At 57.2% G+C, this 16,467-nt stretch carries 12 protein-coding genes; 6 read left to right on the top strand and 6 right to left on the bottom strand.

From position 1 onward, the window contains the following. The first annotated feature begins 97 nt into the window (after positions 1 to 97). The 5 genes from JJO78_RS15715 to JJO78_RS15695 all read left to right on the top strand — a co-directional run bounded on the left by JJO78_RS15715 (position 98) and on the right by JJO78_RS15695 (position 10,352). Positions 98 to 781, top strand: a complete 684-nt coding sequence (locus JJO78_RS15715) for a GntR family transcriptional regulator (RefSeq protein WP_273624063.1) — start codon at positions 98 to 100, stop codon at positions 779 to 781. Between the two features lies 1 nt (position 782). Continuing rightward, positions 783 to 4,277 (top strand): chromosome segregation protein SMC, encoded by a 3,495-nt coding sequence (gene smc, locus JJO78_RS15710; RefSeq protein WP_273624062.1) that lies wholly within the window; start codon positions 783 to 785, stop codon positions 4,275 to 4,277. A gap of 141 nt (positions 4,278 to 4,418) precedes the next feature. Then, positions 4,419 to 5,423: a cell division protein ZipA gene (gene zipA, locus JJO78_RS15705; protein ID WP_273624061.1), complete on the top strand. Its 1,005-nt coding sequence runs from the start codon at positions 4,419 to 4,421 to the stop codon at positions 5,421 to 5,423. Beyond that, the gene (gene ligA, locus JJO78_RS15700) at positions 5,420 to 7,450 is read left to right on the top strand and encodes an NAD-dependent DNA ligase LigA (RefSeq protein WP_273624059.1); all 2,031 of its coding nucleotides are present in this window, start codon (positions 5,420 to 5,422) and stop codon (positions 7,448 to 7,450) included. Before zipA ends, ligA begins: the two co-directional genes overlap by 4 nt. Positions 7,451 to 7,601: 151 nt before the next feature. Next, positions 7,602 to 10,352 carry a hypothetical protein gene (locus tag JJO78_RS15695; protein ID WP_273624058.1) on the top strand — a complete coding sequence of 917 codons (2,751 nt, stop codon included), beginning with the start codon at positions 7,602 to 7,604 and terminating at the stop codon, positions 10,350 to 10,352. A gap of 25 nt (positions 10,353 to 10,377) precedes the next feature. Here JJO78_RS15695 and JJO78_RS15690 read toward each other — a convergent pair whose 3' ends face one another. The 3 genes from JJO78_RS15690 to JJO78_RS15680 are packed head-to-tail and all read right to left on the bottom strand — an operon-like array spanning position 10,378 to position 13,631. Beyond that, positions 10,378 to 11,010 carry a CBS domain-containing protein gene (locus tag JJO78_RS15690; RefSeq protein WP_036208023.1) on the bottom strand — a complete coding sequence of 211 codons (633 nt, stop codon included), beginning with the start codon at positions 11,008 to 11,010 and terminating at the stop codon, positions 10,378 to 10,380. 60 nt (positions 11,011 to 11,070) lie between these two features. Beyond that, positions 11,071 to 12,984: a bifunctional tRNA (5-methylaminomethyl-2-thiouridine)(34)-methyltransferase MnmD/FAD-dependent 5-carboxymethylaminomethyl-2-thiouridine(34) oxidoreductase MnmC gene (mnmC, locus tag JJO78_RS15685; RefSeq protein WP_443094034.1), complete on the bottom strand. Its 1,914-nt coding sequence runs from the start codon at positions 12,982 to 12,984 to the stop codon at positions 11,071 to 11,073. 29 nt (positions 12,985 to 13,013) lie between these two features. Beyond that, positions 13,014 to 13,631, bottom strand: coding sequence for a peptidylprolyl isomerase (locus JJO78_RS15680; protein WP_443094033.1), 618 nt, complete (start codon positions 13,629 to 13,631; stop codon positions 13,014 to 13,016). A gap of 241 nt (positions 13,632 to 13,872) precedes the next feature. Between JJO78_RS15680 and JJO78_RS15675 the strand changes: the two genes are divergently transcribed. After that, on the top strand, positions 13,873 to 14,610 hold the full coding sequence (locus JJO78_RS15675; RefSeq protein WP_036208013.1) for a hypothetical protein: 738 nt from the start codon (positions 13,873 to 13,875) through the stop codon (positions 14,608 to 14,610). A 42-nt stretch (positions 14,611 to 14,652) separates the two neighbouring features. Here JJO78_RS15675 and JJO78_RS15670 read toward each other — a convergent pair whose 3' ends face one another. The 3 genes from JJO78_RS15670 to flgA form a co-directional block, all read right to left on the bottom strand. After that, on the bottom strand, positions 14,653 to 15,123 hold the full coding sequence (locus tag JJO78_RS15670) for a flagella synthesis protein FlgN (RefSeq protein WP_036208010.1): 471 nt from the start codon (positions 15,121 to 15,123) through the stop codon (positions 14,653 to 14,655). 7 nt (positions 15,124 to 15,130) lie between these two features. Continuing rightward, the gene (gene flgM / locus JJO78_RS15665) at positions 15,131 to 15,457 is read right to left on the bottom strand and encodes a flagellar biosynthesis anti-sigma factor FlgM (protein ID WP_036208006.1); all 327 of its coding nucleotides are present in this window, start codon (positions 15,455 to 15,457) and stop codon (positions 15,131 to 15,133) included. Positions 15,458 to 15,637: 180 nt separating this feature from the next. Next, the gene (gene flgA, locus JJO78_RS15660) at positions 15,638 to 16,342 is read right to left on the bottom strand and encodes a flagellar basal body P-ring formation chaperone FlgA (RefSeq protein ID WP_036208003.1); all 705 of its coding nucleotides are present in this window, start codon (positions 16,340 to 16,342) and stop codon (positions 15,638 to 15,640) included. Positions 16,343 to 16,467 lie beyond the last annotated feature (125 nt).

Here is a 16,467-nt window from a genome sequence, read left to right as displayed (position 1 = left end):
CGTTAAAATGTCCGACAAGGGGATTGGGCTCACGGGTGCCTGTGGTAAACTTCTGCGCTTATTCTTTGCTGCCAGTAGCGAGTGAGCGACCAACTTTATGAGGTTTCAGGCCCCCGAAAGTCTTTCCGAACAGATAGCCCAGCACCTGGGGCAGCGCATTGTGACCGGCGACCTGAGGCCGGGCGAGCGGATCCAGGAACTCAAGGTTGCCGGTGAGCTGAATGTCAGTCGCGGTTCCGTGCGCGAGGCGTTGTTGATTCTCCAACGCCGTCATCTGGTGGATATCTTTCCTCGGCGTGGTGCCGTGGTGTCCCGTTTGACTCCGGAGCTGGTCAACAGCCTCTATGATATCTACATTGATTTGCTGTGCATGCTAGGGCGGAAGGTACTTGAGCGTTGGTCCGGCAGTGAACTGTCTGGCGTTATGGGTCAGGTGCAGGAGCTTCAGGCGGTCATTGATGCACTCAATTCCTCCGGCGGAGATGCTGCCGAGCAGGTCATTGATGCCGGATTCGGAGTAATGCGCTACGCCTATGGGTTGGTGAAAAATCCGTTCCTTGAGGAAACCCTGGAAAACTTCCGGCCTGCGATCAGCCGGACCTATTTCGTCGCACTGGAGAACTTCCGCGATGAACTGGCGGAAACCGGGCGGTTTTTCCGGCAACTTGCGGACGCAGCGGTGCGTGACGACGCCGCCGGCCTTGAAACCGCCATCTGTGAGTTTGGCGAACATCAGCGTGAACAGGTACTGAGTATTCTCAGGGAAGAGGTGAGCGCCTGATATGCGCCTGAAGTCCATCAAGTTATCCGGTTTCAAATCTTTCGTTGACCCGACCACGGTGCCGTTTCCCTCTAACATGACGGCGGTCGTGGGCCCTAACGGTTGTGGCAAGTCCAATATCATCGATGCGGTTCGCTGGGTGATGGGGGAAAGCTCGGCCAAGTATCTGCGTGGCGAGTCCATGTCGGACGTTATCTTCAACGGTTCCAGTGCGCGTAAACCGGTTGGCCAGGCCTCCATAGAACTGGTGTTCGACAACAGCGACGGTTCGGCGCCCGGCGAGTTCGTACGTTTCAATGAAATTTCGGTACGCCGCCGTGTTTCCCGCGAGGGGCAGTCGGAATACTTCCTGAACGGCTCCAAATGCCGGCGCCGTGACATTACCGATCTTTTCCTCGGGACCGGGCTGGGCCCCCGCAGCTACGCCATCATCGAGCAGGGGATGATCTCGCGGTTGATCGAGGCCAAGCCGGAAGAGTTGCGGGTGTATATCGAGGAAGCGGCGGGTATCTCCAAGTACAAGGAGCGCCGCAAGGAAACCGAAAGCCGCATCCGCCGGACCCAGGAGAATCTGGAACGCCTGACGGATCTTCGGGACGAACTTGGCAGGCAGCTGCAACACCTTGAGCGTCAGGCTCAGTCGGCGGAAAAGTACAAAGCCTACAAACAGGAAGAGCGCCAGAAAAAGGCCGAGCTGACGGTGTTGCGCTGGCAGTCCCTGGACACCGATCTTCAGACTTGGCGCACTCGCATCCGGGATACCGAGCTCGAGCTCGAGAAGCAGCTGTCTGAACGTGTCAGCCTGGAAACAGCTCTGGAATCCCTGCGGGACGGGCATCAGGAACGTAACGAACATTTCAATCGGGCGCAGGCGCGTTACTACGAAGCCGGTGCCGATATTGCCCGCATTGAGCAGAGCCTTGAGCACCAACGAGAGCGCAGCCGCCAGACGGCCGCGGAACTGGACCAGGCCATGGCCAATCAGCGCGAACTGGCTCGGGAACTGGAACAGGATGAAGAGAAACTGGCGGGCATTCAGGAAGAACTGGATATGTTGGAGCCCGAACAGGAGGCGCTGGTCCTGAAATCGGAGGAATCCGGAGAAAAGCTCCAGAGTGCCGAGGATGCCATGAGCGAATGGCAGCACAACTGGGAGGATTTCAGTTCCCGTTCAGCGGATGCGCGCCGACAGGCGGAACTGGCCCAGTCCAGTATCCGTTCCCAGGAAAATGCCATTGAACAACTGCGCACCCGTCAACAACGGCTTCGTGAAGAACAGGATTTGCTTGAAGGGCAGGTTGATCGGGCGGAACTGGACGACCTGCTGGAGCAGCAGGAAACCCTGGAGCTTCAGAGGGAGGAAGCCTCGGAGCGAATCAACGTTGTCCAGGACGAACTCCAGGAGGCACGCCACCACCAGCGGGACGCAGAGCAGGCTGCCACAGAGGCGCGCCAGCAGGTCCAGAGTCTGAGGGCTTCGCTTGAATCCCAGCAGGCCTTGTTGGATGAACAGATGGGCAGCCAGGACGACACCCTGCAGGCGTTTCTCAGTGAATACAGCCTTAGCGACAGCCCACGACTGGCCACGCAGCTTCGTATCGACGATGGCTGGGAATTTGCGGTAGAGCAGGTAATTGGGCGTTTCAGCCAGGGGCTGAGCGTACCGGGGCTGGGAGCAGTGCATGCCAACATGGCTGATGCTCCCCGAGGTTTGGCCCTGGTGAATAGTGACTCCAGCGCCAATGGTCCATCAACGGGGCTCGCAAGCAAAGTATCCGGTGCCGGGGGCATGGCATCCTTACTGGCGCTTGTTGATACCGCGGAGTCCATGGAGGACGCGCTGGAACGGCGGAAAGGTTTGGCGCCGGGCAGGAGTGTCATTACCCCCGCGGGTGCCTGGTTGTCCGCTGACTGGGTGTTGATGCCCGATTCCGACGCGGCCCAGATTGGCGTAATCGAACGCCAGAAGAAAGTCACCGCACTGACAGCAGAGCTGGAGCAGGCGGAAGCCTCCCTGGAAGCCGCCACCGATAATCTGGACCGGTTGCTGGAACAGTCAGAACGGGCGGAAGCTGCCAGGGACGATGCCCAGGGCCGGCTGGCGGATGCTGATCGGGAACTCGCCACCCTGTCATCCAAGATCAGTGGTCTGAAGGCGCGTGCGGAACAGATTGATGCGAGGCTTCAACGCATTCGTGACGATCTTGCTGACGTGTCCATGAATCTCGAGGAGCAGCAGGGACAACTGCTGGAAACCCGCGAGGAGTGGCAGCAGGCCCTGGCATCGACGGAAGACAGCGATGAAGAGAAGGAGCGGCTGCTTGAGCGTCGGGACGTGTTGCGTGAAAACCTTGACCGGCTTCGCCAGGAGGCTCGGCACGATCGCGATCACGCCCACCAGTTACAACTCCAGCTTCAGTCTTTGAACAGCCAGCGCGATGGCTTGCGCCAGACCATTGATCGAATGCAATTGCAGAAAGAGCGTCTGGACGAGCGACTCGACATTCTCCGTGAAAGCCGCGAAAACGCCGAAGAGCCTATCGAAGATCTGAAAATGCAGCTGGAAGGCCTGCTGGACAGGCGCTTGGCTGAAGAGGAAAAGTTGGGTGCTGCCCGAGACGCGCTTGAAGAAATTGATCAGGAGGTGCGTGATCGGGAGCAAAGTCGCAGCCGCATAGAACATACCATCCAGGACGTCCGTGCCAGCCTCGAGAAGCTGAAAATGGAATCCCAGGCACTGGAGATTCGCGCAGGCAATCATCTGGAGCAGCTCGAGGAACTGGATGTCCGCCTGCAGGAAGTGCTGTCCACGTTGCCTGAAGATGCCAGCGAGCAAGCCTGGGCCGAAGACCTCGAGAAAATCGGGTCCCGGATTCAGCGTCTGGGTGCCATCAACCTTGCGGCCATCGAGGAGTATCAGGTTCAGAGTGAGCGTAAGACCTATCTGGACAGTCAGCATGAAGATCTGATGGAAGCGCTGGAGACCCTGGATAACGCCATACGCAAGATCGATCGCGAAACCCGGCAGCGCTTCAAGGAGACGTTCGATCAGGTCAATGGGGGGCTTCAGGCGCTGTTCCCGAAAGTGTTCGGCGGCGGCAATGCGTACCTTGAACTTACGGGTGAGGACCTGCTGGAAACAGGGGTTGCCATCATGGCAAGGCCGCCGGGCAAGAAAAACAGCACCATTCATTTGCTCTCCGGCGGGGAGAAAGCACTGACGGCCATTGCATTAGTGTTCTCCATCTTCCAGCTTAATCCGGCCCCGTTCTGTATGCTGGATGAGGTGGATGCTCCGTTGGACGACGCCAACGTGGGGCGGTACGCCAACATGGTCAAGGAAATGTCAAAACAGGTACAGTTCATCTACATTACCCACAACAAGATCGCCATGGAAATGGCCGACCAACTGATGGGGGTCACGATGCATGAGCCAGGATGCTCACGGCTGGTATCGGTAGATGTTGACGAGGCTGCCGCGTTGGCTGAAGCATGATGACATGTCGCTGGCGGACAGGCGGTCAAGGTTCGTGCAAAAATGACAAAACTGCCATCTGGCCTGTGTTTGCGTTGTATTCATTACAGGCTTTTCTTAGAGTAGCAACGATATCTGATCTGCAAACAGGACAGCACCACTATGTCTCTTAGGGAATGGTTAATTGCCATCGGTACCCTGGTTATACTCGGTATTGTGATTGATGGCCTGCGCCGGATGAGGCGCGCCCGTAAGGAATCAATCGCGATATCCTCTGGCATGGGCGCGGACGATCTCGACGATTCCCCGTTGGACCAGGACTACAACCCTGAGCTCCCAAATGGTGGGGCGCGAACCATTTCACGGGACACGCTGGAAGAACGCGGCTACGTCAAACCGGAAAAGAGCCGTTTCGCCAAGCCCAAGCCCAAACCGACCAGGCCGGTGGTCAGCAGCGCGGCCGCGACGGCCAAGGATGACTCCGAAGAGCTGACTGCAGAACGTGAACCGGAACCGGAAAACCTGGCCGCCAGTGAACCCAGTGACGTTGACTACGATTCTGACATCGGTTGGGGGGCCGTAGACGAGGAGCCGGAAACCGACATAGCGGATTCTGGCCCGGACCACGAAGAGGTTCCCCCCACGGTAACCACCGAGGTCGAGGAAGACACGGCAAGGCGGGAAGCCACAGCACGGCAATCCGGGCAGCCCCTCGCCGGAGCCAACCGGCCGGAGGCCCGGGAAGTGGTGGTTATCAATGTGTTGGCGAAAAGTGAGCAGAATTTCGAGGGCACCAAACTCAAGGCGCTGTTCGAAGCTTGTGGCCTGGAACATGGCGACATGGATATCTACCATCGCCACGAACAGTCAGATACCACTAGCCCGGTGCAGTTCAGCGTGGCCAGTGCTGTTGAGCCCGGTACCTTCAAGCCCGAGGATATGCCAGCCCTGTCGACGCCGGGTATCAGCTTCTTTATGAGCATGCCCGGGCCTACCAATTCCATGCAGGCCTTTGAGTTCATGCTGGAAACGGCGCAGTGCGTGGTGCGCAATCTTGGCGGTGAACTGAAGGACGAGCGCCGCAGCGTGATGACCCCGCAAACCATTGAACACTGCCGCCAACGCATCCGCGAATTTGAACGTAAACAACGATCCCCCAGACAATGACCAAAGCCTCTCCCGACGTTATCAGCCGGGCCGGAGAACTCCGGGATATCATCACTGAGTATAACTATCAGTACTATGTTCTGGACGATCCCCGGGTTCCGGATGCCGAGTACGACCGCCTGTTTCGGGAATTACAGGACCTCGAAGCGCAATACCCCGATATTGTGACGCCTGATACCCCCACTCGCCGGGTGGGGGCATCGGTGGAAACCACCTTTGAGGAAGTTGTCCATCGTATCCCCATGCTTTCCCTGGACAACGCGTTCAGTGATGAAGAACTGAGGGACTTTGACCGCCGGGTGAGAGATCGGCTCAAGACCGAAGATGACATTGAGTATGTCTGCGAGCCCAAGCTGGATGGGCTGGCGGTTAGTCTTCATTACGAATCTGGCGTGCTGACCCGGGCCGCTACACGCGGTGATGGCTATACAGGTGAGGATATCACCGCCAACATCCGTACCATCCCGTCGGTGCCCCTGAGACTTCGTGGTGACAACGTCCCTGAGCTGGTGGAGGTCCGGGGAGAGGTGTATATGCCCCGGGAAGGGTTCGAAACCCTGAACAAACGTCTGGCGGACAAAGGAGAGAAGACGTTTGTTAACCCCCGTAATGCTGCCGCCGGCAGTCTGAGACAGAAAAAGCCCACCGTGACGGCCCGACGTCCACTCGAATTGTGCGCCTACAGTGTCGCGCTTGAGGACGAAAGCCGGCTGCCCGCCACCCATTGGGAAGGGCTGCAACAGGTTGGTGCCTGGGGTTTCCGGATCAACCCTGAGATGCGTCGGGCGACCGGCGCGGAGGACTGTCTGCAGGCTTACAATGAGCTGATGGATAAGCGTGCCAGCCTACCTTATGAAATCGATGGCATTGTCTTCAAGGTAAACAGCCTGGCATTGCAGCGGCAGTTGGGGTTTGTCTCCCGAGCCCCCCGATGGGCCATTGCCCAGAAATTTCCGGCGCAGGAAGAGCTGACGGTCATTGAAGACGTGGAATTTCAGGTCGGCCGTACCGGCGCGATTACGCCAGTCGCCCGGCTCAAGCCGGTATTTGTGGGAGGCGTCACCGTAAGCAATGCCACTTTGCATAATATGGACGAAATCCAACGACTGGGTGTCCGTATCGGAGACACCGTGTTCGTTCGACGGGCGGGGGATGTGATTCCCCAGGTGGTCAAGGTTGTGGCCGAACGTCGCCCTGACAATACCCGTGAAGTCCAGCTTCCGGACGCCTGCCCGGTATGCCAGTCTGACATTGTGCAGATCGAGGGCGAGGTAGTGGCCCGCTGTTCTGGCGGGCTGTTCTGTCCGGCACAGCGCAAGGAGGCCATCCGGCACTATGCATCCCGAAAGGCGCTTGACATAGAAGGGCTGGGGGACAAGTGGATTGATATTCTGGTGGACAGGGAACTGGTCACCACGGTTGCGGATCTGTACCTGTTAAAGAAAGCCGATTTGACGGGCCTTGAACGTATGGGTGATAAATCCGCGGGTAATCTGATCGATGCCATTGATCGCTCCCGCCACCCGGTCCTTTGGAAATTCCTGTATGCCCTTGGTATCCGGGAGGTGGGCGAGGCGACCGCCAAGGCCCTGGCCAGCCACTTTGGCACCCTGGAAGCCATTGGTGAGGCTGACGAGGATGCCCTGCAGTCGGTGTCTGACGTTGGGCCCATTGTCGCCGGCCACATTCGTAGTTTCTTCGACCAGACCCACAACCAGGAAACCATTCAGGCCCTGAAAGACGCTGGGGTTCAATGGCAGACCGAAGAGATCACCGCCAGTGAAAAGCCGCTGAAGGGAGAGACCTGGGTACTGACGGGGTCACTGTCCGACATGACGAGGGATGACGCCAAGGCAAAATTGGAGTCCCTTGGGGCCAAAGTAGCGGGAAGCGTCTCCGGCAAGACCTCCTGTGTTGTTGCCGGCGAAGCCGCCGGTTCGAAGCTGACGAAGGCCGAGAATTTAGGAGTCCCGGTGATGGACGAGTCCGCCTTCGTCGAATTTCTTGGCACCCACGGCCTGGAATAAACCTCTCGCCACGGCGCACACGATGGTTTGTCCGTGGCCAGAATCTGAGAACTCGCGCAGATCCTGCCTCCGTGAAATTGATTACCATGAGCTTGTTCTGTAACGGTGTGTAAAGCACCTATAAAAACAATGCTCTGAAACGGACTTTTTCATGCGCGCCGATTCGCTCTCTTGCCTTTCCTGTGCTCTTCGCTGTTTTCCTCGCGGGGGCTGTCTTGCCCTGCTGTCACTGATCCTGGTTGTCATTGGCGGTTGCAAGACCGAACAGGACGCCGAAGACCCCTACATTCTGGGAACACCGCCGGACGAAGCTTATCTGGGCGTTGAATACGCCTACAATTTTGGCGCTTTCGACAGCGACGATATTCTCGATTATTCACTCACCAATGCACCGTCCTGGCTGGCGCTGGAGGACACCAGCAACAAGGCACGCCAGGGCGTCATCATGCGGGGCGTTCCGGGGCTGACCGGTGGCTCGAGAGGCCGTGATGACCTCGGCACTACGGAGAACATCACTCTGGTTGGCAATGATGGCCGTGCGGCCGGTACACAGCCATTTGACATTGAGGTCCGGGAAAACGTGCTCAGCCTGGCCATCGACGATTTTACCGAGGGAGAGGCGTTCGAGGCGCCGGAGGAACGGGATAATCGGTGCGAGGCTCCGGAGATCGGAGAAATCGGTCGACAGACATATGAGGTGAACGAGTACGACGATGATGGCGCCGTCGTTAAAACCGTTCAACGCACCAGTGCCACCTATCCCGTTCTTGTGCGCGTGCTGCTTGATCAGCCTTCTGTCACCCGTGTGTCGGTGGCCTTTGAGCTGGACTCCAGCTTTAATCCACAACGCTGTGACGAGGATATTGATCCCCCTCATCAGCGTTGTGAAAATGGCGCCGCCAACGACAACGAGGCGATCATCGGCAAGGACATTGTGGGTTTGGGGACGCAGAGCGAACCGACCTTACCAGTGCCTTCCTATCTTCAGTATCAGCCAGACGATGATGGGTTCCTGTCCAAGGGGGTGATTACTCTGGAGCCCGGAATCACCGAATGTTACATCCGCCTGGAAGTTATCGAGGACACCGAGGCCGAACCCCTGGAAACCCTGAACATCCGACTGACCGAGGTGCGGTCCGGCCTCGCCGGGCTTGGCAGTTCCAATTCCGGTGTCAGGGAATTACTGCGGATTGCGGACAATGAGCCAACAGTGCGCCTGGAAACCGAGGCCGGCGGTACCCGCGATGCGCTTAATGTCGGCGATGTTCGCGAGTATGTTGCTTTAATCAGCGGTGAACGGGCCGGCGCTTATAGCGTGAAACTTGGAGAGGATGATGACTCCGATGTGATTCTGGGCGAGGATTTCCTTGTGGAAGTCCGGGACGGGGATGGCGAGTGGGTGGAAGGGGATCTTCTGACCTTTGCCGAGGGCGTTGAGGAAATGCGCTTTCGTATCCGCATTCCCGACGACTACACCAACGGCCAGCTGGAAAACGATCGTTTTCTTCTTTTGGGTCTGGACGAACGTTATCAGTCCGGAAGGGAGAATTTCGCGGCCTCTGCGGATGCCGACAAACTGCGGGTGAACATCAACGAACTGACTTCACCGATTGAGGTGGGCAACAGTGCGGCCTTTGTTCCCACTGACACGGCCTTCGGGCACAACGGTCGTCTTTTCATTGCAGGCTATCGTATCGATGATGGTGACCGTCCCTGGGTGCGTATCGTCACGCAGAAAGGGGAAGTAACGGAACAGCCGTTGTCAGAGGCCGCTATTGCCCAGGGTGGGGAACCGGTTATCGGTTTTGTCGAACGTAACTTTAAGGAAGGAGATGACGACGTTACCCGCTATGAATTCGTCGTGTCGTTCGGCAGTGAACAGACACCGGACGGTGCCCCTGGCGGCAACGGTGTGGATGTTCATACCCTGCTTTACTTCTTCGACACCGCTCAGGATCCGGACAGTTATGTACCGGTTTGGGGCATTGTGACCGGCACATCCGGTGATGATTTTCCCCGGTGGACCGGGATTGATGAGGACGGTGGTTACGTCGTGAACGCCGGGGAAACCGATGGCCAGTGGACGAACGAAAACGCTGCTGGTGGTGTGGACAGTTTTCTCCAGAGAATCGACACTACCGTTGACGGCAACTCGGTTGTGCCGGTGGTTGCCTGGATACGACAGGTCGGGTCAGCAGGGCATGATGAGTCGGTTGTAGGAGGCAGTACGTCCACCAGCAGTCCGTTGCTGATCGGGGATTCCTCAGGCGCGGTGAGTGGCCAACCCCAACTTGGCGGAAAAGACGCGTTCTTTTATATTGCCTCCAGCGCAGACAGTACAATTAACGTCAGGCAGCGTGGAACCGCTGGCAACGAAGATCTCTCCGACGGCATCTACGGGACCAACAATGTCTGGTTGGTGGGCCAGAGTACCGGCAACTATAGCGTCGAGTCTGGCGATGGAAACCGCTCACTGAAGCGCCGTCAGATCAACAGCCAGGCCGGGTTTGCATTGTCCTATACGGCGTTGGGAGATGTCACTCGCGCCTTTACGTTCAATGACTTGGATGATGCATCCACTGAGTCTCTACGTGCGGTGCGCACTTACGACCGGGACATTCTGGTTGCAGGAAGTACCAACGGTAATTTCAGCGAAAGCGAGGGAAACAGCCAGACTCATCCGATCCTGGCGAGAATTTCACTGGAAGAAAACAGCGATGATGACACTGACAGCAGCCGGGAATGGAGAACTCAGTTGCCACTGGTTGGTGCTGAGGGTGAAATAGAACGGCTGGAAAACTACCGCGATGACGAAATAACGGCCCTGGTCAAAATCGTCAGTGGTGCCTCTGAGACCTGGGAGGTTCGGCTGTTTACTGGAGAGGGGCTGCCGTTGCATTAATCGAATGCGGGCGATGTGCCCACTGCTATACGCTACCCTCGTGCCGGCTGGCGTTGGCGTACAACTTCAGGTAATCGGTGCTGGTGACGATACCTGCTGACTGGCCCCTCTCATCAACCACCAGGGCCGCATTCAGTTGGTGAGCGAGCATCAGCCTTGCCAACTGGTGGGCATCGGTCTCGGGCGACGAGGTCAGGAAGGCCGGTAGTTCGATATTCACGAAGCTCGCGCTCATGGCGTTTGCATCGGTCTCGTGGAGCCAGGCTAGCAACCAGCGTAGATCCACGAGCCCTGCTACGTTACCGTCTGCGGTAATCACGAGATGGTTGACGCCGTTTTCATCCATGGCTTCCATCGCGTCAGCAACGCTTGCGGTGGCTGGCAGAGAGTGCAGGGCGGGGGTGCAGATCTGGGATACCGGCAGGTAGGCCCGTCGCTCTTTGGGTTCACCGGACGCTGCGGCACCGTATTCCTCAATGGCACGCTGCCGTCCGGAGCGGGCGGCAAGCTGGAACTCGGCGTCGGTTGCCTCACTGTGCTGAACATCGATATTGTGGGATTCGCTCAGTTCTGTAACGTCACCTACGCGGCGGCCCCGGAATATCTCCGGCAGGCGTGTCCCAACGGGTCTGCCGGGTTCACTGACATGAATGGACATAATGATCTGCTCCGGTTACAACAGGGCCTTCTCCGGTTATCGGCAGACAATTGGATTTCTTCAGGCGCTAATAGTTTCCTGCTCCGTTATTTCCACGCGGTGGCAGCGGCCCGTCGCGACCCGTTTTGCCAGGGATCCGGGGAGGCAGACAGGCTGCCCGGAGAGCCGGTCGGCAAGGTACTCTGCGAGCAGGGGAGCGTAACTCAACCCCTTGCTGCCCAAGCCGGTAAACAGGTTGATGCCTTCCAGTGGTTGCCCATAAGCGTCCACTAGTGGACCAGCGACCGGCTGATAATCATGGGTTGTGCATCGAAACCCGACTTTGCCATCGAGTTTCGCCGGATCAACGTCGCCTGAATCCCTGTCTACCGAGCCTGGAACCATCGCATCCAGCATCGATAGGTTATCCCGGTGGCTTTCGGTGGAAAGGGTTGGCGATGAGTCATGAAGATCGAAGGTGGCACCCGCCAGTGTCATGCCACCGTGGGCGGGATTGAGATACCCTGATCCACATACCACTACATCAGGGCAATTCACCGCCTTCGCAGGCAAGTGGGTTACTTGCCCTCGAATCGCGCGAAAACGGAAGCTGCCCTTCAGCGGAATCAGGTCCGGTGTCTGATGGCCGGCGCATATCACCACCCTGTCGACCACAACATCCTGCTCGCCGTTACCTGCGATATGCCATTTGCCGTTGCAGGGAGTAAGTCGGTGGACGTCAAACCCAAAACATTGAAAAATCCGCTCGTGCTCTATCAATGCCCGGCAAAGGCCGCCGGGCTCAAGCCATCCACTGCGAGGGAACCAGAGACCTCCCCGAGTCAGGGGAATGCCGGCAAGCTCAGACGCCTGTTCCGGGCTGATCTGCTGCAATACGGCGCTTGGATAGTCGTTGCGGGCGATGAAGCGGTTCTGACGGTCTTGCTCGCTATCACTGTGCGCCAGTTGAACAAGCCCGGAAGGATGCCAGTGCTCCCCGCCGAACTGTTGATAGTAACGTTGACTGAACAGCAACGATGAGAGACCGAGCTTTGCCTGATCGTTGAACTCAATGCCCAGTTTGACATACAGCGCACCCTGGATATTGCCAGAGGCGGCTGTTCCAGCCTCTTGAGCCTGGTCAATCACCGTGACATGCAATCCCCGCTCCGCCAGATTCCGGGCGAGCAGGCTGCCGGCAACCCCGGCGCCGATGATGGCAATGGATTCAACATCATTCGCGGCTGGTGGTGTTCCGGGGCTGGTGGCATCACCCAGTGTGCCGGTCAACATGTCCCATTTCTGGCCAAATCCGGGTGCTTTTCGCATGGCGAAGCCAGCAGCAATCAGCCGTCTCCGCACCTCGCCAACGGATGTAAAGGTGGCGATCGTCGCGCCGGGCTTGCTGTGGCCCGGCATCGCGTCGATGATTTCACTCGTCCACATGCCCGGATTTTTAGCGGGCGCGAAACCGTCCAGGAACCAGGCATCGGCCTGAAAATCCAGCTCACGCCATGCATCGGCTACGTCGCCGAAAAACAGGGTCAGCCTGACGTGACCGCCGGCGAGTACCAGGCGATGGGTACCGGTGATGGGGGCAGGATACTGTTCAAGCAGTTGGTCAGCGTAGACCTTGAGCTCCGGCCACATCGTAAGTGCTCGGGCAAGGTCCTCCGGAGTCAACGGGTGGCGTTCGGCGGAGACGAAATGCAGGCAGCCGTTGCGTGGTGTGGCTGTCTCATTCCAGGCTTGCCAGGCTGCGAGGAAATTCAGGCCAGTGCCAAACCCAGTTTCCGCGATGACGAAGGAGGAGGCTGCGGGCAATAAGGAGAAACGTTCGCGAAGCCGGTTCTGGCCGATAAACACATACCGCGCTTCTTCAAGGCCGTTCTCGCTGCAGAAGTAAACATCGCCAAAGCGGCGACAGCGGGGTGCGCCACTGCTCCAATCAATGTCTGCGGTTTCAATGGACGGTAGCCTGGGGTCAGTCACAATCATCGTATCCGGTCAGTAGGCTTGATGGGCTACTCTGCCGCGGTATCGGTTTGCCGGACCGAAACGCTACGGATAATGACGGGTTCCTGGGGTACATCCGCCATGCCTCGGGATCTCACCGTTTTCTTGCTGGCGATGGCATCCACAACACCCATTCCCCCTGTCACCTTGCCAAATACCGCGTAGCCCGGGCCGCGGACACCTGCGTTCAGGAAATCGTTGTCGGTCAGGTTGATAAAAAACTGGGACGTGGCGGAGTCCGGTGAGCTTGTGCGGGCCATGGCGATGGTTCCGCGAAGGTTTTTGGCGGTTGGCCTGGCTTCGTTCCGGATGGGGCTACGGGTCTGCTTCTGGTTTAGATCCTGATCAAAACCGCCGCCCTGGATCATGAAACCTGGAATGACCCTATGGAACAGCGTTCCCTCGTAGAACCCGTTTTTGGCATAGGCAATAAAATTCTCAACGGTCTCGGGAGCGATGTCCGGGCGCAGAGTCACCTCAATGGCACCTTCGCTGGTTTCAATAATCACCTGGGGCAGCTCATTCTGTTGCCCTTCTGCCGCCAGGCAGTTGCCGATACCCAGCATGAAGGTTACAGATAGAGCGATTTGCATCACATAACGAAACGGTTTTACGAAATTTGTCATTCTATAATGGCTCACGTAGTTAGTTCAGGGAATAGTAGGTAGCTTCGGGAATGTTTGCTGCGATACTGTTCCCATGAATCCAGTCTGTTGCAGGATGTTAGCAGATAATACTTGTCAAGTCGGGCATATTCCCTGCGGAGTTCATGACTATCAGCTAACCTTTTATCGCATCAGTGGCATTGATGCACTCTGACCGGGCCAGGTTGTACGGCAATCACTGTGAAGCTATTGGAGGCATACCTTGAAAATCCGTCAGGGCTTCGAAGAAAAATCCCGTCTCGGTCGGTTGCTGATAAACCGGGGATACCTTTCCGAAATTCAGTTGGAAGAGGGCCTGCGCCTACAGCATGAGACCGGTCAGCGGCTCGGCGAGGTGTTTATACAGTCCGGCTGGATTACCGAGCGCGAGTTGCATCGGGTTCTCAAGCACCAATCCCGTTACCGCAACGCGGCTGCACTGGTCACTATGGCGGTATTGCCTTTTCAGCCATTGGTCAGTTTTGCCGCTGGCAGCACCACGAATGATTCACGAGACGTTACGGACGCCGCGCAATTGTACGAGCGTGCCGGTTTGGCGCCGCTTAATGACGACGAGATGGCCGGCGTGTCGGGGCAGGGTGATCAATCCTTGTTGGATCGTATCGCCACGGTATCTGCCATGACCGGAAGTAACGACGGGACAGGAGAGGTTGATCCGGATGTCATCGAAGGCCTGAAACTAACAGCGAACATTTTCGTGCCGGTGCTGAACTTCCTGGATTCTGATCTTACGATATCCGGTGTGCATTATCGGGATGATGTTCCCCGTTACACGGTTCGTGACGATGGCGGACTCACCCTGGCGTTCCCGGAAAGGATCGAACAGATCCGCATGGACAATATACGGGTCAGCGGCAGTCAGGGACCGTCCATGGGGAACATTGCCCTCGACAATATCCGCTTCCATCCCGATTCACAGATGACGATCTATACTCGCTGATGGGATGCGTTGGGCTCCGACGTTTGCGGAGCCCAGAAGCCGTCAGGCGCTCGCCAGAACGGTACGGTGTGATACGGCCTTTTGCTCGCCCTGAGCACCGTAGAGGGTCTGGTGCCCGGAAACGCCGCGGAATATATCAGTAAGACGTGAAAGGCGCTTCTGGAGGTGACTGACAACCCGCCCATTATTGCTATTCAACTGGTGACAGGTCTTAAGGCGTTCGTCGGCCTCCCGCCACAAGTCGTAAACATCTGACAGGCCGGCGCTGAGAATAAACCGTGAGGGTGCTCCGTTTTCAGGTCGAAACCCCATCGACACCAGAAGGCGGATTTTGAGTTTGGCCCGTTCACGAATCTGACCCAACAGAGTGTTTTTCTCGCCAGTCAGTGATTCGAGTTTACGGATATCAGATGTGGAAAGGCAGGCTTTTTCCTGCTGCAGGACGTCCGCCAGGGATTCGAGTTGACGGATATCCTGAGATAAAAGGTCTTTCAGTTCATCAATTGCGGCCATGATCTACTCACCCGAAAATGCTTTCATCCATCTCAAGCATTTTCTGGGCCAGTTTCTCCGCATCAACCTTGTAGGAGCCGCTTTCAAGGGCAGAGCGGATCTGCTCGATACGGTCATCGTCCATTTCCGGATAACTGCCGAGCTTTTGTTCGAGCTGTTTCAGGTTCTTCGCCTGGCTGCTCAAATTGACATTTTCGCCACGGGCGCCTTGCGCCTGGGTCTTTGCCTGCTCAGCTGTAGAGGGCTGAGTGCTCTGGGTAGCGGAAGATTTATCGGCCGTGGTTTTCTGGGTGTTGACCTGGCCTGGGCCTATTCCATTAAAGTCAACTGACATAACGTTACCTGCTTAACTGGTCGGCCGCGTTGGGCGGCTCCAAAATTTCATACCTGTCTATCGGCATGGCCTGACGTTTCTTTAGCGATTTTTGCAAGAGTTAAATGACACTCTTGTCATCTTTCAAAAAAAAACCGGCAACAGATTGCCGTTTCCGGTGAATCAATGCCGGGAACGAGGTTACATGGGAATCTCGACATGCCCGGGAGCAGTCACACGGGCACGCACGGTGCGGGAGGACGAGAGGTTCTCAACCAGAACCTGTTCTCCAATCCCGGCACTGGCCAGGGCTTTACCCCTTGAGTTTACCGAAAAATTGCCGCTGCGGGCGCTGATGATAACATGGTCTCCGCGTTCGATCGCTGCCGGAGCCAGCACCAAATCCGGTGTAAATACGGTACCGGCGTTCACGCCGCGGCGCATTTCCATGCCCACTAACTGGTCGACATTGGTTATTGCGCCCCGTCGAATCGAATTCACCACCACGTTATCCGACTGTATTGCCGCTTTCGTCAGTCGTTCGCCGCGCCCCAAGGGGCGGGCGGCGACCATGGCTTCACCGGTTATCGTGACGGATACCGGAAGGAACATGCGCCAGGGGCGCTCGCCCTCGCAGGAAACCAGTAGCGAGGGTTGGGTGGTCCTCCAGGGGTCGCCGCTGAACGATACGCTGAGTGGGGTATCACAGGTTGCGAGCGAGAGGCGTGCGTCGAGTTGGCCGGTATCGTGGGAAACCGTAAAGCCTTCGTTTGCCTGAGCCTCTGAAAATGCCTCCAGAAATTGTTCCGCGCTGCTTTGAATTTGTTCGGACGTGGTCGTGGAGGCCATTGCCGGGCCGGCTGTTACGGTGAATAACAATATGATGGCGAAATTGGTAATGCGCATACGCGGCAGTTTGTCCTATGCTGTCATTAACCGGGTAAAGCCCCGAGTTCAGGAATATCCTAATGATTTCCGGATTCGGCCGTTAAGCCTATCGAGTGAGTCAATAAACCGGCACATAGCCGGTT

Origin of the sequence: Marinobacter sp. DS40M6, from assembly GCF_028581595.1 — a bacterium.
Taxonomy (GTDB): domain Bacteria; phylum Pseudomonadota; class Gammaproteobacteria; order Pseudomonadales; family Oleiphilaceae; genus Marinobacter; species Marinobacter salarius.
This window is presented reverse-complemented; position numbering and strand designations above follow the sequence as displayed.